Consider the following 20,035-nt stretch of genomic DNA (forward strand, 5'->3'; position numbering starts at 1 on the left):
TGAACTACGTGCCGGCGGTGAAGAATGCGGCGAGCCGGGTCGAGATGTTCTCGGCAATCTCGTTGGCCGCACGATCCTCGGCGTCACGTATCGCGCGGTTGCGGGAGAAGCGCTGATAGGAGCCCGGCATGTCGTAGGATACGCGCGAGAACGTGGTGCCGGTCATGACCGACTTGCCGCTCACGACCTCGATCAGATTGTACTGGCAATCGATACCGTAGTTTTCACTGCTCGGCAGGCCGGTGTTGGGATCGACGATCAGCGACGACTTGCTGGTATTGAAGCGGATTTCCAGGCGGTGGGTTGGTGGCATGCCGGTGGCTGTGCCGTACAGTTTGAAGGCCAGCGCATTGCGGACTTCCACGCCAACCCGGGCCTCGCGCGAGGCGTTCGCCTTGGCGATCGGCGGAAGGTCGACCCCCATCAGCTTTTCACGCAAGCCGGGGGTGCCGTCGGTATGCTCGGCATACATCGGCTGGAAGCAGCCGGCCGTCAGCGCCGCCAATGCGGCCACTGCCAGCAAGCGGGCTGCGATACGGATCCTAGCCGACAACATTCACGATCCTCTTGGGGACGATGATCACCTTGCGGACGGGCTTGCCGTCCAGGGCCAGTTTTACAGCATCGAGAGCCAAAGCGGCAGCCTCGATTTCCGGATTCTGGGCCGCTGTTGCAACCGTGACCTCACCCCGCTTCTTGCCGTTGACCTGAACCACCAGGGTCACGCTGTCTTCAACCAGCAAATCGCGTTCGATTTGCGGCCAATGGGCCTCGGAAACCAGCCCGGGCTGGCCGAGAACCTGCCAGCACTCCTCGGCCAGGTGCGGCATCATCGGGGAGAACAGCTGGACCAGGATCTGGCTGGCCTCCCGGATCGCCCAAGCCAAATCGGGGGACGGCTGACCGGAGCGCTGAATCAGCTCCGAAAATGTATTCGTGAATTCACGGATATGGGCGAGGCAGACGTTGAAGTGCAGCCGCTCGACGCCGGTCGTGACCTTGTCGAGTGCGCCGTGGGCGGCCTTGCGCAAGGCGGTGGCATCCGGACCGAACGAGGCCGGCCGGGCCGCGGGAGCACTCTTGCCAAGTTCCTTGCAGAGTTCTTCGGCATCGTTCACCAGCCGCCATAGCCGCTGCACGAAGCGGGAGGCGCCCTGGACGCGTTCGTCGCTCCAGATCACGTCGCGGTCGGGCGGCGAGTCCGACAGCATGAACCAGCGGGCGACGTCGGCGCCATAGGTCGCGATGATGTCGTCGGGGTCGACCGTGTTCTTCTTCGACTTCGACATCTTCTCGATCGCGCCGATCTGGATGTCCTCGCCTGTGCTGAGCAGCGTCGCGCGGCGGCCGTTGCCGCCGACCTCGATCTTGACCTCGGCCGGCTGCACCCAGGTGCCGTCGGCCTTCTGGTAGGTCTCGTGCACCACCATGCCTTGCGTGAACATGCCGGCAAACGGCTCGTCCAGTGCGATGTGCCCGGTCGCCTTCATCGCGCGGGTGAAGAAGCGGCTGTAGAGCAGATGCAGGATCGCGTGCTCGACGCCGCCGATATACTGGTCGACCGGCAGCATCCGGTTGGCGACCGCGGGCGTCGTCGGCGCGTTCTCGTTCCAGGGATCGGTGAAGCGCGCGAAGTACCAGGACGAATCCACGAACGTGTCCATGGTGTCGGTTTCGCGCTGCGCCTTGCCGCCGCATTTCGGGCAGTTGACGTGCTTCCAGGTCGGGTGATGGTCGAGCGCGTTGCCCGGTCTGTCGAAGCTCACATCTTCCGGCAGCACCACCGGCAGGTCGGCATCCGGCACCGGTACCACGTCGCACTTGGGGCAATGAATCACCGGAATCGGGCAGCCCCAATACCGCTGGCGCGAAATGCCCCAATCGCGCAGACGGAAATTGACCTGGCGTTCGGCGACCGGCGCATTGCCACGCAGTTCACTTTCGAGACGCTTCGCCACTTCTTCCTTGGCCTGACCGATGGTCATGCCGTCGAGGAAGCGGGAATTGATCATGCGGCCGTCACCGTCATAGGCGGTGTCGGTGATGACGAACGTCTTGGGGTCTTGGCCCTCGGGGCAAACCACCGGAGTGACGCCAAGGCTGTACTTGTTGACGAAATCGAGGTCGCGCTGGTCGTGCGCGGGGCAGCCGAAGATCGCGCCGGTGCCGTATTCCATCAGCACGAAATTAGCGACATAGACCGGCAGCTTCCAGGAGGGATCGAACGGATGAACCGCGCGGATGCCGGTGTCAAAACCCTGCTTCTCGGCGGTGTCGATGATCTCCTGCGCGGTGCCGATCTTCTTGATGTCGGCGATGAACTGCGCGAGCTTCGGATTCTTCGCGGCGGCTGCTTGCGCCAGCGGATGATCCGACGAGATCGCCATGAATTTCGCGCCGAACAGCGTGTCGGGCCGCGTCGTGAAAATCTTCAGCTCGCTTTCGCCGGCCGGCGTGGTCGCCGGATCCAGCGCGAAGCGGACCAACAGGCCCTCGGAGCGGCCGATCCAGTTGCGCTGCATCAGCCGGACCTTGTCCGGCCAGCGGTCGAGCGTATCCAGCGCGTCCAGCAGCTCCTGCGCGTACTTCGTGATCTTGAAGACCCACTGGCTCATTTCGCGCTGCTCGACAACGGCGCCCGAGCGCCAGCCGCGACCGTCGATCACCTGCTCATTGGCGAGCACGGTCATGTCGACAGGGTCCCAGTTCAGCTTGCGCTTCTCGCGCTCGGCGAGGCCTGCGCCGAGCATGTCCAGGAACATCTTCTGCTGATGCTTGTAATAGCTGGGGTCGCAGGTCGCGAATTCGCGTGACCAGTCCAGCGACAGCCCGATCGAGCGGAGCTGCTTCTTCATCGCCGCGATGTTGTCGTAGGTCCAGGCTTTCGGCGCGACCTTGCGCTCGATGGCGGCGTTCTCGGCCGGCAGGCCGAAGGCGTCCCAGCCCATCGGATGCAGCACGTTGAAGCCCTTGGCGCGCATGAAGCGGGCGAGCACGTCGCCGAGCGTGTAATTGCGGACATGGCCGATATGGATGCGCCCGGATGGGTAGGGGAACATCTCCAGCACATAATATTTCGGCCGCGAATCGTCGTTCTTGGAGACGAAGATCGCCTGTTCGTCCCATTGGCGTTGCCAACGCGGTTCGGCGTCGCGGGCGTTGTAGCGTTCGGAGGTCATGCAATCGTTGCGTTTCGTGAGTTCGGGCCGTCGAAAGAGGCCGGACTAGGCCATAGAAGTCCTCAAGGGGTCAATGGGTTGCCGAAAATCGATAGGATCCCATCCTGCGCGCATCAAGGCTCCGGTTCACTACGGAGGAGGCCTGATCTCAAGGAGCGGTTAAGGTGGGGGCTGCCAAGCTAGCCAAGCCTGAGACCGGGACCTCTCACGATGATCGACAGCCCCTTCGACGAGCTCGATTACGACTACGCAGCATCGGTCGCGCAAAAGGCCTTACAGGGCATGGCAGCCCAGCGCGTGCCCGCGACACCGGACAATTTCAACGTCTGGTTCGTCTATTCGATGGGGGTTCCAAGCGATTTGCAGCGGGCCATCGATATCCTGATCGGCAACAAGCGCAAGTTCGATGCGACCATCAATCGGGACCTGTTTTCGACCTATGTGGCTGCGCCTGATGGCTCGGCGGCGGCCCTTGTCTCCCAGCAGCTGCACGCGGTCATGGACACCGCCCAAGTCTTCCTGGCAACCGCCATTGCCGACAATCATGCCCAGATACGGGCGATCCATGATGTCGCCGATCAGGGCCAGTCCGGCTCCGATCCGAAGGTGCTCGTTCAGCGATTGATGAACGAGCTTGCCAAGGCGGCCAGCCGCGCCGCGAAGCTCGAAGCCGGCTTCGCCGAGAAGACGCAGGAGCTCGAGTCGATACGGGAAACCTTGAGCAAATCGGAGGAACGCGCCAGGACCGATACGCTGACCGGCCTGCCCAATCGCCGCGCGCTCGACGAGTTCTTCCGCAAGACGCAGATCGCCGCCATGGAGCAGGGCGAGCCGCTCAGCCTTCTGATGCTGGACATCGATCACTTCAAGAGATTCAACGACAGCTTCGGCCATGGCGTCGGCGACCAGGTGTTGCGCCTGATGGCGCAGGTGCTGCGCGACAAGCTTCGCGAGGTCGATCTGCCGGCCCGCTACGGCGGCGAGGAGCTGATCGCCGTGCTGCCTGGTGCCGATCTCGCCGCAGCAACGGTCATCGCCGAGCGCATCCGCCGCTCCATCGCCGAGTGCCAGATCACCCGTCGGTCGACCGGCGAGATTCTTCCGTCCATCACGGTCTCAGTCGGAGCGGCGCAGTTTCAGCCGGGAGAGGCCATGAACGATCTCGTCGAACGCTGCGATCGGGCGCTCTACCTTGCGAAGCGAAGCGGCCGCAACCGCGTGGTCGCCGAGAGCGAGCTCGATCGCGACATCGCTGCGGTCTAGCCCGCCATCGCGATCTCGCCCGCGCCATCTTCGATGCGCACGATGCCGTGTTCCACGACAGTGTTGCGGCCGCGGTGTTTCGCCGCGTAGAGCGCAGCGTCGGCGGCTTCGATCAGGTCGCCCGGGCGCAGGCTCTCGTTCGGCCGAGTTGCGGCGACGCCGATCGAGACAGTGACGATCATGTGAGCGGAGGTGATGTGCGGCAGGCAGAGCTTGAGCACGGCGGCGCGCACCTGCTCGCCGATCCCGACGGCGCGCATCACGTCGGTGTTGGGCAGCAGCAGGCAGAATTCCTCGCCGCCATAGCGCGCCGCAAAGCCCATGGTGTCGGCGGCGATGCCGGACAGCGATTCGCCGAGCCGGGTCAGGCAGGAATCGCCTTCGAGATGGCCGTAGGTGTCGTTGAAGAGCTTGAAATGGTCGACGTCGATCATCAGCAGCGCGAGCTCGCTGCCATATTGCTGGGCGCGCATCCATTCGAAGTCGAGCCGGCTCTGGAAGCCGCGGCGGTTGGCGAGCCCCGACAGCATGTCGATCGAGGCCATCACGGTCAGCCGGTCATTGCTCGCGATCAGCTCGCGCTCGCGCTGGCTGAGCTGGGCGGCCATCGCGTTGAACGCGCGCGCCAGCGGCACGAATTCGGACGGCAGCCGGTTGCGCGCCGCGCGGGCCGACAAATCGCCCTCGCCGAGGCGCTTGGCCATGTCCGCGAGCATCTCGATCGGCTTGATCACGAGTTTTTCGGCGGCGATCAGCGCGCCCAGCAGCACGAACATGACGACGAAAGCCAGCTGGAGATAGGCAGTGCGGATATCGCGGCTCACCGCGGCGGACACCTTGTCTTCGTCGATGCTGGCGATCAGGCGCGCGTTGGTACCGGCGATGCGGATGAAGCTGACCGCGCGCCGCGATCCGTCGGCGGCGAGGAAGGACAGGGAGCCTTCGTCCTGGTCCGAGCGCAAGGCCATGTCGGCGATCGCCGACATCAGCGGCATGTTGTCGAGCGGACGTCCGACCGCGCTGTGCTGATCGGCGGGTGCGGCCAGCACGGTGCCGGCGCTGTCGACCAGCACCGCCGTGATGCCGGCGCGGCCGCCCAGATTGTTCATCACCTTCGACATCCAGTCGAGGTTGACGGTTGCCATCACGACGGCGTCGGCGACGCCGCTGAACGCGGAGACGGGATAGACCGCCATCACGGTCGGCGACTGCACGGGCCGCGACAGGATGAAGTCGGACAGCACGAAGCGGCCGGTCTCCTGCGCCTGTTGGAAGTAAGGTCGGTCAGAGAGGTCGAGGCCGACATACATGTTGTTGGTCGCGCACTGGATGCGGCCGTCCTGGCCGGCGATCAGCAGCGTGCGGATCCAGGGCAGGCTCGTCGGCAGGCTCGCGCGCAGCACGTCGCAGCTCTTGCTGACGCCGCCGGCAGAGGCGCGGATGAAGGCTTCCGATTTCAGGATGGTCTCGACCGACGAGATCACCTCGCGCTGTGCATCGGCGCTATGCCTCGCGACGGTGGTGAACTCGGTGGTGGCCTGTGCAATCTGTTTGGTGCGGGTGTCTTCGAGCGAACGGATGCGTTCGAGCATCAAGGGCGCGACAAGAATCACCGCGAGCAACGCAAGCCGCGCCCTGATCCCCAGGACCTGCTTGAGTTTTGCTCGTTTGCGGTTGAAACTGACGTTTGCCATCTGCGCTACCCACCCCATGGGGCAAGGTAAAGCGAAGGGTTCAAAAACCCTTTCTTGAACTGGGTAAAATTAGAATTACCTCTGTTGCTCCTGCAAGCCGATCGATGTGATGACAGAAGCCAACGCCGCGCCGGTAACCGGCCATTCACCAAACGGGCTCGCCGCCGTCGAGGCGGAAATCGTGCGCGCCTGCAAGGATGCACGGCGCGATCGCGCCTCCGTGACGCTGATCGCGGTATCCAAGACGTTTGCGGCGGCAGCAATTATCCCGGTAATCGGGGCCGGACAGCGCGTGTTCGGCGAGAATCGCGTGCAGGAGGCCAAAGGCAAGTGGCCTGAGTTAACGGCTGCTTACCCGGATATCGCGCTGCATCTGATCGGGCCGCTGCAATCCAACAAGGCTAAAGAGGCGGTGGCGCTGTTCGATGCCATCCATTCGGTCGACCGTCCGAGCATTTGCCAGGCGTTAGCCAAAGAAATCGAATCCCAGAACAAGCACCCGCAACTCTTCGTTCAGATCAACACCGGCGAGGAGCCGCAGAAGGCCGGCATCGCACCCGGCGAGGCCGACGCCTTCCTCGCGAGCTGTCGCGACACCTATGGGCTGACGATCTCCGGCCTGATGTGCATCCCGCCGGTGGACGAGCCGCCGGCGGCTCATTTCGCGCTGACCGCCAAGATCGCCGCGCGCAACGGATTGCAGAACCTCTCGATGGGCATGAGCGCGGATTATACGACCGCCATCATGCTCGGCGCCACCCATGTGCGCGTGGGCAGCGCGATCTTCGGGCACAGGTAGGGATCACGAGCGCTGATGCGTAGCCCGGATTGCGCTTCGCTCCATCGCTACGAGACTCTCGCAGTGGAGGCAACGCCTATTCGAACCTCACCGACACCTTCCCCAACACGCCGAAATCCGCAGCGAAATGATCGCCCGTCCCGATCGGCAACGGCAGATGGCAGGTGCCCGTCGTCACCACCTCCCCTGCCCGCAAGGTGATGCCGAGCCCGGACAACTCGTTCGCCAGCCAGGCGAGTGCGACGCGGGGATCACCCAGTACGTTCTTGCCGTGACCGATATAACGCGCGCCACGCAGCGTGATCTGCGGCCGTTCCTCGACGAGATCCATCCCGCGCCAATTGGCCGTGGCAGGCGCGCCGAGTACGAAAAGATGCGCACAGGCATTGTCGGCGATCAGCTGCGCCTCGCCGGCGCCGGCGAAATCGGCGAAACGCGAATCAGGAATTTCGATTGCGGGATGCAAAGTCGCGACAGCGGCGAGCACCTCGTCGACGGTGTAAAGCGAAGGTTGCGGTGCCAGGTCGCGTCCCATGCGGAAGCAGAACTCCGGCTCGCCGACGCGCATTGCGTTGCCCTTCATCGCGGCGATGCCACCATCGGCGACGACGGTGTCGCGCATGATGCGTCCGGCCATGGGGCCCGCGACATTGATGTGCTTCTGTCCCGCTTCGCTCGTCGCCGCGATCTTCCAGCCGAACAATTGACCGCTGAGCGCGGCTTGGACGGCGTAACCTTCAGCGCGGCTCTGCGGCCGCAGCCGCGGCTCCAGCGCATCAAGCTTGGTGCCGTCGCGCCAATGTTGGACGAGGATTCGCGATGCGGCAGCGATCTGATCCTTGTCGAGCATGTGTCCTCACCCGATGATGATTTTTGTTCTTGGTCCCAGCCGCCGCAGCAATTGTAGCATCGCCGCCTTGGTCATGGAGACGCAGCCCGCGGTCGGGCCGAAATTGTCGCGCGCCAGATGCAGGAACACGGCGCTGCCGCGGCCGGCGACGCATGGTCTGGTGTTGTGGTCGATTTCGATGATGAAATCATAGAGGTGGTCGGCCCGCTTGAGCCGGTCGCCGCCCTCCCCCTGTCCGCGTCGAATCCACTGGTTGTAGTGGCGATCGCCGGGATCCTCGCACCAGGCGTCCGTGTCGCCGATGGTCCGCGCCGGCAGAAATGTCTGGGGCCGGCTGTGCCGGTCGCCGCGCCACCACAATTGCCGCGGCCGAAAATGGCCTCTGGGAGTGCCGCCGTCGCCCTCGCGCTTGTTCGCCAGAATGCCGCTGCGCCCCAGCGCCACCGGAATCGTCAGCGGTCCAGCCGTCAGCCAGCCCCGGCGCGGATTGCCGGCGGCAGGCTTCACGCGGATCGTCGAGACCTGCCCGGAGCGTCGATTCATCGGGTAAGCATTTGAATTGGTGTTGTTTTTCATGTGAACGCACAGTGTCGAATTCATTACAGGACATTCATCAAAACGCCCTGCTATTCTGGGTTAGAGTAATTCCGGCTTGTGAATCGGTAACAGCCCACTACTTCAACACGAACAACAATAAAAACAGCGACCCCTCAAACTTCTCATCACGGCTGGGTGCGGCATGCATGCGCGCCTGGTCGACCCCAAAAGGATGACCCCCTATGGCCAATGCCCGCAAGATCCTGATCGTGGATGACGATACCGATCTGCGCGATACGTTGGTGGAGCAATTATCGCTACACGAAGAATTTGAAGCCTCCGCCGTCGATACTGGCGCCAAGGGCGCCAGCGCTGCAAAGGCCAACGCTCCCGATCTCGTCCTGATGGATGTTGGTCTCCCCGACACTGATGGTCGCGAGGTGGTCCGCTCCTTGCGCAAGGGCGGCTTCAAGGCGCCGATCATCATGCTGACCGGGCATGACACCGATTCCGACACGATTTTGGGCCTGGAATCCGGCGCCAACGACTATGTCGCAAAGCCCTTCCGCTTTGCCGTGCTGCTGGCCCGCATCCGCGCCCAACTGCGCCAGCACGAAGCCAGCGAGGACGCGGTGTTCTCGGTCGGCCCCTACTCCTTCCGTCCCGGCTCCAAGATGCTGACCGCAGCCAATGCGCGCAAGGTCCGCCTCACCGAGAAGGAAACCGCGATCCTGCGCTTCCTCTACCGGGCCGGCCAGATGCCGGTCTCGCGCGAGACCCTGCTCCAGGAGGTCTGGGGCTACAATTCCGGCGTCACCACCCACACGCTGGAAACCCACATCTACCGCCTCCGCCAGAAGATCGAGAAGGATGCCGCCAACCCGGAAATCCTGGTGACGGAAGCCGGTGGCTACAAGCTGGTGCCGTGATACGTTCCAGGAGCGCGCGATTCGTCGTAAATTGGCGCGTTCCACGAGCCTCGGACCGGAATGTCGATCGACGATGACGTAGCGCTGCTCGAGCGTGTCCCGACACTGCGCCTGTTGGGAGACGCCTCGTTGCGCATGCTGGCGATCGGCTCCGAGCAGCGTGATTTCGTCCACGGTGACGTCCTGTTCAATCTCGGTGACGATGCCGACGCCGGCTTCGTGGTCCAGCGCGGCGCCTTTCGCGTCGATGACGGCGCCGGCGCCGAAATGATCGCGGGTCCCGGCACGCTGATCGGCGAGCTCGCGCTGGTCGTGCCGATGAAGCGGCCGTCGGGCGCGATCGCGCTGGAGCATTCCTCCGTGATTCGCATCGCGCGCAGCCTGTTTCAGCGCGTGCTCGAGAGCGATCCCGCTGCCGCGGTCCGTCTCCGCGACGAATTTGCGATTCGCTCCAGCCAAATCGCCAGCGATATCCTGATGGCCGGCGCGAAGCTGAGTACATAGCTGTTTCTCGACCTCGTAGCCCGGATGGAGCGAAGCGTAGTCCGGGATGCCGCGCCAACGGAACGACTGCCCCGGATTTCGCTTCGCTCCATCCGGGCTACGGGCTTCTCCTAAATCACACCTCCAGCGTCACCGTCACCGGCACATGGTCCGACGGTCGCTCCCAGCTTCGCGCCTCGCGCAAAATCTTGAAATCCTGGACCGCGTCTTTCAGCGCGCGCGAGACCCAGATGTGGTCGAGCCTGCGGCCACGGTCGCCGACGGTCCAGTCGGCGGACCGGTAGCTCCACCACGTGTAGACCTTCTCCGACATCGGGATGCGATCGCGCGCGACGTCGACCCATTCGCCGGCGGCGAGCGCCGCCTGCAGCTTTTCGGTCTCGACCGGCGTGTGCGAGACCACTTTCAGAAGCTGCTTGTGCGACCACACGTCGTTCTCATGCGGCGCGACGTTGAGGTCACCGACCAGGATGTGGCGATCTTCGCCGCGCGGATGCAGCGGCTCGCACGCCTTCATCTCGTCGAGGAAGCGAAGCTTGTGGTCGAACTTCTCGTTCAGCGCGGGATCGGGAATGTCGCCGCCGGCGGGCACGTAGAAATTATGCACCACCAGCGGCTTTGCGATGTCAGCCTTTTCGCCGAACGACACCGAGATGTGGCGCGAATCTACCTTGTCGCAGAAGGTGCGGATATCTGTGGATTCGAACGGAATCTTCGAGACGATGGCGACGCCGTGATAGCCCTTCTGCCCGTTCAGCGCGACATGCTCGTAACCGAGCCGCTTGAAGCGCTTCAGCGGAAAGGCGTCGTCGATGCATTTGGTTTCCTGGAGGCACAGCACGTCGGGCCGCGCGCTCTTGAGAAACTTCGCGACCAGATCGATGCGCAGTCGCACCGAATTGATGTTCCAGGTTGTCAGGGAAAGACGCATGAGGGATGCGTCTTAGCATGGATTGGCGCAGGGAAATTGCTTGTCCACAGGCGCGGAATCGTAGGGTGGGTTAGCCCTGCAGTGCGCGAAGCGCATCTGCTCGGCGTAACCCACCAACTTCGTTCCGCATTCGCCGAAGCATGGTGGGTTACGGCTTCGCCTAACCCACCTACGCATATCAACCCGGTGCCGGGCCGTAATTGGTGAAATCGATCTTGAACATGCTCGGATCGAGCTTCTTGCCCGCATCGAGATTATAGACCGCGATCGTGGTGTCGTAGCCCTGCGGATCGGTGACGGTCCATTGCTTCAACTGGCCGTCCTTGGCGCCGATCATCAGCAGCAGACGGCTGGTGCCGACCAGCGCCTGCTTCTCCTCGATGGTGACGCTGATGAAGAGATCGTCGGCGGTGACGTTGACGACGTTGGTGTCCTTCATCAGGTCGATGCGGTCCGAGAGCAGGAAGCGCAGCGGCGTCTGCGACAGCGGATAGACGTCCTGCGTCGCGAGCTTGCGGTCGCGCACCACGACCGACGATCCGTCGGCGACGATGTCGATCGGGCTCGGCGGATCATATTCGAAGCGGACCTTGCCCGGCTTCTGGATGTAGAAATCGCCCTGCGTCTTGCTGCCGTCGGGGCCGACCTGGACGAAATTCCCGACCAGCGTCGACAGCGACGACAGATAGGCGCTGACCTTGGCCGCCTGCGCCTTCTGGTTCGCATCGAAGGTCTGGAAGATGCTGGTCGGCACGTTGCGGCGCGGATCCGGAATGACCGGATTCGGCGGCGCCTGCGTTGCGCCGGTAATCGACGGCCCCCCCGAGGGCTGAGCATTGTCGCGGCCCTTCGGCGCCGGCTTCGGCACGGGCACGTTTTGCGCGAACGACGCCGCTCGCGCAGACGACGCTACGGTCACCATCGTCGTGGTGACGAGAAGCACGCCCGCCACGCACGCGCACCGCGCAGCGAGAGAGGCAGCGAATCGAATGTCCGGATGTCTGGTCAACGCGTCGTCCTGTGGCTGGGCGTCGTTTTAGCGTGATTTCGGGCAAAAGCAGAGATCGATTTTGCGTGAAAATATCATCCGAGGCGTCGCGCCTCACATATGGCTGTCTTCTTCCTCGACCAAAATCTCGCGCTTGCCGGCGTGATTGGCGGGTCCGACGATGCCTTCCAGTTCCATGCGCTCCATCAGCGATGCGGCGCGGTTATAGCCGATTTGCAGCCGGCGCTGGATGTAGCTGGTCGAGGCCTTGCGGTCGCGTTTCACGATCGCGACAGCCTGCTGGAAGAGGTCGCCGCCGCCATCTCCGCCCATGCCGCTGGCGTCGAACACGGCGCCGCCATCCTCGTCCTCGGTCGGTTCTTCGGCGGTGACCGCTTCGAGATATTCCGGCTGGCCCTGCGTCTTGAGGTGGCGCACCACCTTCTCGACTTCCTCGTCGGACGCAAACGGTCCGTGCACGCGGCTGATGCGGCCGCCGCCCGCCATGTAGAGCATGTCGCCCTGGCCGAGCAGCTGCTCGGCGCCCATCTCGCCCAGGATCGTGCGGCTGTCGATCTTTGAGGTGACCTGGAAGGCGATACGGGTCGGGAAGTTCGCCTTGATGGTGCCGGTGATGACGTCGACCGACGGACGCTGGGTCGCGAGGATCACATGCAGGCCGGCGGCGCGCGCCATCTGCGCGAGGCGCTGCACCGCGCCTTCGATGTCCTTGCCGGCGACCATCATCAGGTCGGCCATTTCGTCGACGATGATGACGATGTAGGGCAGCGGATCGAGCGAGAGCTTCTCTTCCTCGTAGATCGCCTTGCCGGTTTCCTTGTCGAAGCCGGTGTGCACCGTGCGCGTCGGCTCTTCGCCCTTGGCCTTCAACTCGAGCAGGCGCGTGTTGTAGCCGTCGATGTTGCGCACACCGAGCTTGGCCATGTTCTTGTAGCGCTCTTCCATCTCGCGCACGGCCCATTTCAGCGCGACCACCGCCTTCTTCGGATCGGTCACGACCGGGGTGAGCAGATGAGGAATGCCGTCATAGACGCTGAGTTCGAGCATCTTCGGATCGACCATGATCAACCGGCACTGGTCCGGGCGCAGCCGGTAGACCAGACTGAGGATCATGGTGTTGATCGCGACCGACTTGCCCGAGCCGGTGGTGCCGGCGATCAGCATGTGCGGCGTGCGCGCGAGATCGATGATGACGGGGTCGCCGCCGATGGTCTTGCCGAGGCAGAGCGGCAGCTTCGCGACTGTGTCGATCGTCTCCTTCGCGACCAGCAGCTCGCGCAGATAGACCTTTTCACGATGCGCGTTCGGCAGTTCGATGCCGATGGCATTGCGGCCGGGCACGACGGCGACGCGCGCCGACAACGCGCTCATGGAGCGGGCGATGTCGTCGGCGAGGCCGATCACGCGCGAGGATTTGATACCGGGCGCCGGCTCCAGCTCGTACAGCGTGACCACGGGACCCGGATTGGCCTTCACGATTTCGCCGCGCACGCCGAAATCCTGCAGCACGCCTTCGAGCGCGCGCGAATTGGCTTCCAGTTCAGCCTTGCTGAGCGGCTGGCGATCGCCGGCCTTGGGCGCGGCCAGCACGGACACGGACGGAAGCTCGAACTTGTCGGAGGATTTCTTGGACGCCGCCTTCGGAGCGGCCTTTTTGCGCGGGGCACGCGCGGCCGGCTCCTCCTCTTCCTCCTCGTCTTCCTCTTCTTCGTGCTCGTCCTCGTAATCCTCGTCCTCGGATCGCGGCGAGATCGAGGGCGCGGCGCGGCCGCCGAGATTGGGTTCCTGACGGCTGAACGTAGTGGCCTTGGTCTTTGGTCCGCTTGAGACCAGCGAGCGGTAAGCGGCGCCGAACAACCAGATCAGCCGCGCCTTGGTGCTCATCAGAGCGTGGAACAGCCAGCCCAGCGAGACCGAGCCGCGATCGCTCTCCTCGTCCTCGTCGAGCGGCTTGTCGTCGTCCTCGATCTCTGCGAGCTCTGCGTCATGCTCGCGTGCGCCGAGCCCGCAGGCGATCAGAAAGGTCGCGGCCAGCGCGACGAACAGGATGGCACCGAGCACCAGACGATAGATTGCGCCGGGCGGCCCGAAGATCACAGCGGGCGCCCGCACCAGCGCGTCGCCGACCACACCGCCGAGTCCGGTCGGCAGCGGCCAGGCGCCGCCATGCGGCCAGCAGCTGACAAAGCCTGCCGCGATCACCGTGCAGAGAATCCAGCAGCCGAGCCGCAGCGCCTCGCGGTCGAACGGACGGTGGGTCATCATGCGCCAGCCCCACACCGCGACCGTCAGGATCAGCATGATCGCGCCGAGCCCGAGGATCTGCATCGCGAGATCGGCGCCGATCGCACCGGCATAACCGAGAATGTTACGGATCGGCCGCGAGGTCGCGTGGCTGAGGCTCGGGTCTTGCACCGACCAGGTCATCAGCGCGGCGGACGCTGTGCCTGACAGCGCGATCAGGCCGAAGCCGGTGAGCTCGCGCACGCGCCGGCTCAACGCCTCGCGGATCGATGGCGGCAGATGGCCGACCAGGGGAATGACACGTTCGATTGCCGACATGCTCATGGGCCCGCCTAACCCAGAGTTTCGACCAGCCGGTGCAGCGCCTGCGCCGTGGTCTCACTGTCCTGCACCAGAGCCAGGCGAATGTAGCCGGCACCGGGATTGAAGCCGTCGGGTTGAAGCCGCGCCAGATAGGAACCGGGCACCACGCGCACGCCGGCTTCCCTAAAGAGTTTGAGGCACACCGATACGTCGTCGCCGATCTCGGATGTGTTCAGCCAGACGCAGAAGCCGGCGTCGGGCCGGCGATAGCCGTAACGATTGCCGATGATCTGGTCGGCGAGATCGAATTTGAGCCGGTAGAGCCTGCGGTTCTCCTCGACATGCGCTTCGTCGCCATAGGCAACGGTCGCGACATGCTGGAGCGGCACCGGCACCTGGGGCGCTGCGATGTTGCGCAGCTCGAGGAACATGCCGATGAAATTCTTGTCGCCGGCGGCGAAGCCGACGCGCAGACCCGGCAGGTTCGAGCGCTTCGACAGCGACTGGAACGCAACCACGCGGGTGAAATCGGGGCCTGCGCATTCGAGCGCACTACCCGGCGCTTCGCGGGTGTAGATCTCGGAGTAGCACTCGTCGCTGAGGATCACGAAGCCATAGCGGTCGGCGAGTTGCTTCAGCCGCTTGAAATAGTCCGGCTTGGCGACCGAGCCTTGTGGATTCGCGGGAGAAGCCAGATAGAACGCCACCGTGCGCGCCAGCGTCGCTTCGTCGATCGCATCGAGATCGGGCAGGAAACCGTTTTCGACGGTGGTCGGCAGATAGATCGGCTCGCAGGCCGCCGCGCCAGCGCCAGCGCCATAGACCGGGTAGAACGGGTTCGGCATCAGGATCGCAGGCTTGCCGGGACGCGGGCCGACATAACGTGCCGCCGCGATCGCGGCGAGGAACAGACCCTCGCGGCTGCCATTGAGGACGAGAATCTCGCTCTCGGGGTCGAGCGACCGCGGCAGCTTGAAGCGCGACGACAGCCAGGCGCTTGCTGCTTTGCGGAACGGGTCGGTCCCCTTGTTTGCGGGGTAACGGCCGAAATCGGCGATGTGCTTGGCCAGCACCGGGCCGACGAAGTCGGGCACCGGATGCTGGGGCTCGCCAACCGCAAGCGAAATCAAGGGCTTGCCAGGCTGATGCGGCGCCAACAGCTCGTTCAACCGGACGAAAGGCGAGCGTTCACTGTCGGAGCTTCCACCGGCTAGCGGCGCACGGGATGAAGCGGTCATGGCCATTCTGGGCGCCAGCACTCTTGGAACAGCCGATCGCACCAAGGCGCCGGCGGGAAATGGTTCAGTTCACCATAGATAGGGCGAGGTTAAGACGCGATTAACCATCGGTCGGCGGGTCCGTCCAGAGCGGAATAGTTGGACCAGATAACAGCGGGACGGCTCTTACCTCTCCCGCTTGCAAGCGGAAGAGGGAGCGCGCTGCCCTAGTGGCCCGATCCGATCTTCAGTGCCCCGGCACTCTCTCAAAAGCCGGCTTGCCCGCGGGGATCTGGTGGAATTCCTGCTTGTCGCACGTGAAGATCGCCAATTGCGGATGGAACTGTTTGGGCTCGTCGAGCGTGCCGACCTTGAGGACCGCGGCTGGCAGTCCCGGAACCTTCGTCACCAGATGGGTGCCACGCTCGGCACAGAATTCACGCGTCACGGTGCGTTCGAGGTCTTTGCGGGTGAACTGCTTGGGGTGGCCGGTGATGTAGCTGAAGCCGGCCGCCGGCATCGCGATGAACGTGTTGGGCGCGCCGCCCGAAATATACTGGCACTCGCGGCAGTGACATTGGGCCTGCATCATCGGATCGCCCTCGGCGACGTAGCACACTTCACCGCAATAGCATCCACCTTCCAAACGCATGACGACCTCCCGATTGTTTTTCGTTGTGGTCGATATTTCTGCGCCGGTCGCTTGGAATGGCAATCCTTTTCCTTTGCGCGAGCGGACGAAAGAGATACCGCCGCGCAACAATCCTGCGGCAGCTATCTCCTGGCAAGCCCGCAGCCGCTGAACCTTCGGCTGTGCCAGCATCCGCTGCTCATGCACTCTGCTTCCAACCGTGGGCACAAGGTTGAAGCGCAATTCGCGCCGCCGGAGACACATGCCGTGACGCACCTGCCTCGCATCACCGAGCAGCTCAGCCCGCCACCGGTCTGCCTGGCTTTTGCACCTTCGCGCTGTTCGGGCGAAACCACGGCGGTCTTGTCGTCGGGCTTGGTGGCTCGTTTTGGATCGGCATGAGGCGGACTTGTATCCGGGCTTTGCGATCCCAGCTTCGACAATTCCATCCGGCAGGGGCGCGCCGTCTCGGTGCGAACGCCGGCTCCGCTCGCGTCCTTCAGCGCGAGAACGATCTTGTACTGAAAGGGACTGCCGGGGGGGCGGCGCAACGGGTCGTTTTCGGCAAAGAGACCCTTGACTATGATGCTGGCGCTGCCATCGGCCTCGATCCTTCCGTCAAAGACGAACGAGCCGGGCTTACCCTCGTCGCCAAAGACGGCGTGAAGCACTCCATCCTTGATCGGCAGGGCGTATTGGTAATAGCCCTCCAGAAATGGTGGCTTGCTGTCGCAGGTTTCCTTGCCGATCCAGGTTCCGTCGAACGCGGTGGTGCGCTTTTCGTCGTCTGCGGATTTTGCCAGCGCCGCGATGCGCGATCTTGCGAGGTCGGCGAACGCGCAGGCCGGGAAGCGCACGAGGTGATCCTTGAAGGCGGCAAGCGTGCCGAGGGTTTCCGTGCTTCGCCAATGGCCTCCCGCATCCGCGCAGGGATCGGACTGGGGCGCTGTTGGGGCCGCGGCCGCCGTCTCGGGCTTGCCGTTCAGGTAGTACTCGCCAAAGAACGACAAAGAGAGCTCGGGCACCTGCGTGCCCTTGGTGCGCCGGTAGACGCCGGCGCTGATGGTCTGAAACACCGTATTGACGTTGTCCCTGTCGCGGATGTGCTCGATGAACGCGCTGGTGTAGGGACTGTTGCGGCCGTCGCCGTCATCGGCGGTCCGCCCGGACTGGGTCGCATAGGAGATGATTGTGCCGTCCGGGCTCTCCATCTTGGCGAGCCCGCGTGCCACGGTCACGCTGCGGCCCTGCCCCACGTTACGCCGCAGCTCGTCGGCAAATGGATTGTCGCGGCAGGCGTCGAGCACGAGGATTCGCAGGTTCTTCGCCTGCTGCAGATCCGCAAGGATCTCATCGGCGCGCACCAGGCGCCGCAAGTCGACTTCGTCGCGGACCACGGCATCGACGGGCACGAGGTAATTGACGCCGCCGAATTGGAGTGCGTGCCCGCTGTAATAGAACAGGGCAACGTCGGCGCCGCGGGCCTCACGCGCAAAGCGAAGGACGGTCTCCTGCATCACGGCCTGGTCGAGATCGGTCGCGACCAGAGGATCGAATCCGGCGCGTTTCAGGGCCGCCCCGACATCCGCCGCATCGTTGGTCGGATTGGGTAGCGCGGGAACGTTCCTGTAGGCGCCGTTGCCGATCACCAGGGCGACGCGCTTGTCGGCATGAGCGTCGAGCGCCGGCAGGACAACCGACAGGAAGCAAAAGGCCAGGAATTGCACTAGACGCATGAAAGTCTGCTCCAGATCGGGAGCATGATAGTCGCCGACTCTGACATTTTGCAATTTTGACTTACGGCGGCCCCCGCTGCTGGGTCGGCGCGGCGCCGCACAAAAAGAAAGGGGCTCCAGCTTGCGCTGGAGCCCCTCAACGGTCGGGGCATTGCCGGGTATGTGCCCAAACCGTAGTTGTGGGCGCGATCCCGGATGAGACCGCGTCCGGGAGGAGAGGTTACATGTTGTAGGCGCGCTCGGTGTGCTCGGTGATGTCGAGACCTTCACGTTCGGTCTCGACATTGGCGCGGAGGCCAACGATCACATCGACGACCTTGTAGAGGATCGCCGAACCGACGCCCGACCACACCAGCGTGGTGCAGACGGCCTCGATCTGGGAGATCATCTGCGCCGCGAAGTCGTAATCGGCAACCTTGGGCGGGATCGCGGTGTAGTCGATGATGCCCGCACCACCGAGAGCCGGATTGACCAGGATGCCGGTGCCGAGGGCGCCGACGATGCCGCCGATGCAGTGCACGCCGAACACGTCGAGCGAGTCGTCGTAGCCGAGCGCGTTCTTCACGACGGTGCAGAAGAACAGGCAGACCACGCCGACCACGAGGCCGAGGACGATCGCACCCATCACGCCGGAGAAGCCGGCGGCAGGCGTGACGGCCACGAGGCCCGCGACAGCGCCGGAGATGACGCCGAGCACCGACGGGTGACCCTTGATGATCCACTCCGCGAACATCCACGACAGCGCGGCGGCTGCGGTGGCGACGAAGGAGTTGGTCATGGCGAGCGCAGCGCCGCCGTTGGCTTCGAGGTTGGAGCCGGCATTGAAGCCGAACCAGCCGACCCAGAGCAGCGAGGCGCCGATCATCGACATGGTCAGCGAGTGCGGAGCCATCAGCTCCTTGCCGTAACCGGTGCGCTTGCCGATCAGCAGAGCGCCGACGAGACCTGCAATGCCGGCGTTGATGTGCACCACGGTGCCGCCAGCGAAGTCGATCGCGCCCTTCTTGAAGATCCAGCCGGCGTCGGCGTTGATCTCGTCGAGCTTGGCCTGAGCCGCGGTCTTCGCCGCACCATCAGCCGCCGCAGCCAGAGCCTTGGCCGCATCCTGGATCGCGTCCGGGCCGGGCCAGTACCAGACCATGTGCGCGATCGGGAAGTAGATCAGCGTGACCCAGAGCGGGATGAACAGGGCGATCGCCGAGAACTTCATGCGCTCGGCGAAGGCGCCGACGATGAGGGCGGGCGTGATCGCCGCGAAGGTCATCTGGAAGCAGACATAGACGAGCTCCGAGATATTGGCGTCGACCGAGAAGGTCGCGGCCTTCGAGTCGGTGGTGACGCCCATCATGAAGGCCTTGGAGAAGCCGCCGATGAAGTCGGAACCGCCGGTGAAGGCGAGGCTGTAGCCGTACACGGCCCAGATCACGGTGACGACGCAGACGGTGTAGAACACCTGCATCAGGACCGAGAGCATGTTCTTGGAGCGAACGAGGCCGCCGTAGAACAGCGCGAGACCCGGGATCGTCATCAACAGCACGAGCACTGTCGATGTCAGCATCCAGGCGTTGTCTCCCTTGTTGACCGTTGGCTCGGCATAGGCTGCGGTCGCAGCGAACAGGCCGACTGCGAGAGCCGCCAATCCCGCGCCATAGGGACGCTTAAACGTCATTTCATTTACTCCTGATTGAATTTTGGTTGAGCGCGAAATCAAAGGGCCGCAGCGTCGGCCTCGCCGGTGCGGATGCGGACCGCATGGTCGAGGTTGATGACGAAGATCTTGCCGTCGCCGATCTGTCCGGTTTTCGCGGCGGACGTGATGGCGTCGATGGTCTTGTCGACCTGGTCGGAGGCGACAGCGACCTCGATCTTGATCTTGGGCAGGAAGCTCACGGCATATTCGGCGCCGCGATAGATTTCCGTGTGGCCTTTCTGACGGCCATATCCCTTGACTTCCGTCACCGTGAGACCGTGAACGCCAATGGCGGTCAGGGCGTCCCGGACTTCTTCCAGCTTGAATGGCTTGATAATCGCCATAACAATTTTCATGGGTCCTATCCCCGCTTGGGCCCGGTCCGGACGTGGCCGGGCGTTTCTCGACTGGTTCGCCACGAGGGAGAAGTTCACTACGCGGGCACAGCCACGCCCTCTAGAATCAAATGCCGTGCCAGATCGAGTCTGTTGGCTAACGGACTATGAAAACGGGTGTTTT

The 20,035-nt window shown here is 63.8% G+C and carries 17 protein-coding genes; 4 read left to right on the forward strand and 13 right to left on the reverse strand.

What is annotated here, in order from left to right:
* Window positions 1-4: 4 nt before the first annotated feature.
* Complete coding sequence (locus JJE66_RS10545; protein ID WP_200514212.1) at window positions 5-556, reverse strand: LPS assembly lipoprotein LptE; 552 nt, start codon at window positions 554-556, stop codon at window positions 5-7.
* Window positions 543-3,179 (reverse strand): leucine--tRNA ligase, encoded by a 2,637-nt coding sequence (gene leuS, locus JJE66_RS10550; protein ID WP_200514213.1) that lies wholly within the window; start codon window positions 3,177-3,179, stop codon window positions 543-545. Before leuS ends, JJE66_RS10545 begins: the two co-directional genes overlap by 14 nt.
* Before the next feature lie 282 nt (window positions 3,180-3,461).
* Between leuS and JJE66_RS10555 the strand changes: the two genes are divergently transcribed.
* Complete coding sequence (locus tag JJE66_RS10555) at window positions 3,462-4,442, forward strand: GGDEF domain-containing protein (protein WP_200515320.1); 981 nt, start codon at window positions 3,462-3,464, stop codon at window positions 4,440-4,442.
* On the opposite strand, the gene JJE66_RS10560 is transcribed toward JJE66_RS10555, so the two are convergent.
* Window positions 4,439-6,136 carry a diguanylate cyclase domain-containing protein gene (locus JJE66_RS10560; protein WP_200514214.1) on the reverse strand — a complete coding sequence of 566 codons (1,698 nt, stop codon included), beginning with the start codon at window positions 6,134-6,136 and terminating at the stop codon, window positions 4,439-4,441. The two genes, JJE66_RS10555 and JJE66_RS10560, sit on opposite strands and share 4 nt — an antisense overlap.
* A gap of 109 nt (window positions 6,137-6,245) precedes the next feature.
* On the opposite strand from JJE66_RS10560, the gene JJE66_RS10565 reads away from it, so the two are divergent.
* A complete protein-coding gene (locus tag JJE66_RS10565) occupies window positions 6,246-6,935 on the forward strand; it encodes a YggS family pyridoxal phosphate-dependent enzyme (RefSeq protein WP_200514215.1) in 690 nt (229 codons plus the stop codon).
* 76 nt (window positions 6,936-7,011) lie between these two features.
* Here JJE66_RS10565 and JJE66_RS10570 read toward each other — a convergent pair whose 3' ends face one another.
* Window positions 7,012-7,785 carry a 2-keto-4-pentenoate hydratase gene (locus JJE66_RS10570; RefSeq protein ID WP_200514216.1) on the reverse strand — a complete coding sequence of 258 codons (774 nt, stop codon included), beginning with the start codon at window positions 7,783-7,785 and terminating at the stop codon, window positions 7,012-7,014.
* Window positions 7,786-7,791: 6 nt separating this feature from the next.
* A complete protein-coding gene (locus JJE66_RS10575) occupies window positions 7,792-8,361 on the reverse strand; it encodes a L,D-transpeptidase (RefSeq protein WP_409362802.1) in 570 nt (189 codons plus the stop codon).
* 203 nt (window positions 8,362-8,564) lie between these two features.
* Between JJE66_RS10575 and JJE66_RS10580 the strand changes: the two genes are divergently transcribed.
* Complete coding sequence (locus JJE66_RS10580) at window positions 8,565-9,251, forward strand: response regulator transcription factor (RefSeq protein WP_007598630.1); 687 nt, start codon at window positions 8,565-8,567, stop codon at window positions 9,249-9,251.
* A 60-nt stretch (window positions 9,252-9,311) separates the two neighbouring features.
* Window positions 9,312-9,755 (forward strand): cyclic nucleotide-binding domain-containing protein, encoded by a 444-nt coding sequence (locus JJE66_RS10585; protein WP_200514218.1) that lies wholly within the window; start codon window positions 9,312-9,314, stop codon window positions 9,753-9,755.
* A 115-nt stretch (window positions 9,756-9,870) separates the two neighbouring features.
* Here JJE66_RS10585 and xth read toward each other — a convergent pair whose 3' ends face one another.
* The 8 genes from xth to JJE66_RS10625 all read right to left on the reverse strand — a co-directional run bounded on the left by xth (window position 9,871) and on the right by JJE66_RS10625 (window position 19,872).
* A complete protein-coding gene (gene xth / locus JJE66_RS10590) occupies window positions 9,871-10,686 on the reverse strand; it encodes an exodeoxyribonuclease III (RefSeq protein WP_200514219.1) in 816 nt (271 codons plus the stop codon).
* 178 nt (window positions 10,687-10,864) lie between these two features.
* Window positions 10,865-11,638 carry an outer-membrane lipoprotein carrier protein LolA gene (locus JJE66_RS10595; protein ID WP_200514220.1) on the reverse strand — a complete coding sequence of 258 codons (774 nt, stop codon included), beginning with the start codon at window positions 11,636-11,638 and terminating at the stop codon, window positions 10,865-10,867.
* A gap of 150 nt (window positions 11,639-11,788) precedes the next feature.
* The gene (locus tag JJE66_RS10600) at window positions 11,789-14,263 is read right to left on the reverse strand and encodes a DNA translocase FtsK (RefSeq protein ID WP_200514221.1); all 2,475 of its coding nucleotides are present in this window, start codon (window positions 14,261-14,263) and stop codon (window positions 11,789-11,791) included.
* 8 nt (window positions 14,264-14,271) lie between these two features.
* Complete coding sequence (locus JJE66_RS10605; protein WP_200514222.1) at window positions 14,272-15,486, reverse strand: aminotransferase class I/II-fold pyridoxal phosphate-dependent enzyme; 1,215 nt, start codon at window positions 15,484-15,486, stop codon at window positions 14,272-14,274.
* A gap of 220 nt (window positions 15,487-15,706) precedes the next feature.
* Complete coding sequence (locus tag JJE66_RS10610; RefSeq protein ID WP_200515321.1) at window positions 15,707-16,111, reverse strand: GFA family protein; 405 nt, start codon at window positions 16,109-16,111, stop codon at window positions 15,707-15,709.
* 122 nt (window positions 16,112-16,233) lie between these two features.
* Window positions 16,234-18,096 carry a caspase family protein gene (locus JJE66_RS10615; RefSeq protein ID WP_311979844.1) on the reverse strand — a complete coding sequence of 621 codons (1,863 nt, stop codon included), beginning with the start codon at window positions 18,094-18,096 and terminating at the stop codon, window positions 16,234-16,236.
* The gene (locus JJE66_RS10620; RefSeq protein ID WP_200514223.1) at window positions 18,047-19,495 is read right to left on the reverse strand and encodes an ammonium transporter; all 1,449 of its coding nucleotides are present in this window, start codon (window positions 19,493-19,495) and stop codon (window positions 18,047-18,049) included. Before JJE66_RS10620 ends, JJE66_RS10615 begins: the two co-directional genes overlap by 50 nt.
* Window positions 19,496-19,533: 38 nt before the next feature.
* Window positions 19,534-19,872, reverse strand: a complete 339-nt coding sequence (locus JJE66_RS10625; RefSeq protein ID WP_008142813.1) for a P-II family nitrogen regulator — start codon at window positions 19,870-19,872, stop codon at window positions 19,534-19,536.
* Window positions 19,873-20,035: the final 163 nt, after the last annotated feature.

This window comes from Bradyrhizobium diazoefficiens (assembly GCF_016612535.1).
Taxonomy (GTDB): Bacteria; Pseudomonadota; Alphaproteobacteria; order Rhizobiales; family Xanthobacteraceae; genus Bradyrhizobium; species Bradyrhizobium diazoefficiens_C.

Excerpts from the sequence above, each read along its gene's own strand:
- JJE66_RS10605 (WP_200514222.1), bottom strand. The coding sequence starts at position 15,486 with ATGGCCATGACCGCTTCATCCCGTGCGCCGCTAGCCGGTGGAAGCTCC.
- JJE66_RS10600 (WP_200514221.1), bottom strand. The coding sequence starts at position 14,263 with ATGAGCATGTCGGCAATCGAACGTGTCATTCCCCTGGTCGGCCATCTG.
- JJE66_RS10545 (WP_200514212.1), bottom strand. The coding sequence starts at position 556 with ATGTTGTCGGCTAGGATCCGTATCGCAGCCCGCTTGCTGGCAGTGGCC.
- JJE66_RS10610 (WP_200515321.1), bottom strand. The coding sequence starts at position 16,111 with ATGCGTTTGGAAGGTGGATGCTATTGCGGTGAAGTGTGCTACGTCGCC.
- leuS (WP_200514213.1), bottom strand. The coding sequence starts at position 3,179 with ATGACCTCCGAACGCTACAACGCCCGCGACGCCGAACCGCGTTGGCAA.
- JJE66_RS10560 (WP_200514214.1), bottom strand. The coding sequence starts at position 6,136 with ATGGCAAACGTCAGTTTCAACCGCAAACGAGCAAAACTCAAGCAGGTC.
- JJE66_RS10570 (WP_200514216.1), bottom strand. The coding sequence starts at position 7,785 with ATGCTCGACAAGGATCAGATCGCTGCCGCATCGCGAATCCTCGTCCAA.
- xth (WP_200514219.1), bottom strand. The coding sequence starts at position 10,686 with ATGCGTCTTTCCCTGACAACCTGGAACATCAATTCGGTGCGACTGCGC.
- JJE66_RS10580 (WP_007598630.1), top strand. The coding sequence starts at position 8,565 with ATGGCCAATGCCCGCAAGATCCTGATCGTGGATGACGATACCGATCTG.
- JJE66_RS10625 (WP_008142813.1), bottom strand. The coding sequence starts at position 19,872 with ATGAAAATTGTTATGGCGATTATCAAGCCATTCAAGCTGGAAGAAGTC.
- JJE66_RS10620 (WP_200514223.1), bottom strand. The coding sequence starts at position 19,495 with ATGACGTTTAAGCGTCCCTATGGCGCGGGATTGGCGGCTCTCGCAGTC.
- JJE66_RS10555 (WP_200515320.1), top strand. The coding sequence starts at position 3,462 with ATGGCAGCCCAGCGCGTGCCCGCGACACCGGACAATTTCAACGTCTGG.
- JJE66_RS10565 (WP_200514215.1), top strand. The coding sequence starts at position 6,246 with ATGACAGAAGCCAACGCCGCGCCGGTAACCGGCCATTCACCAAACGGG.
- JJE66_RS10585 (WP_200514218.1), top strand. The coding sequence starts at position 9,312 with ATGTCGATCGACGATGACGTAGCGCTGCTCGAGCGTGTCCCGACACTG.
- JJE66_RS10575 (WP_409362802.1), bottom strand. The coding sequence starts at position 8,361 with ATGAAAAACAACACCAATTCAAATGCTTACCCGATGAATCGACGCTCC.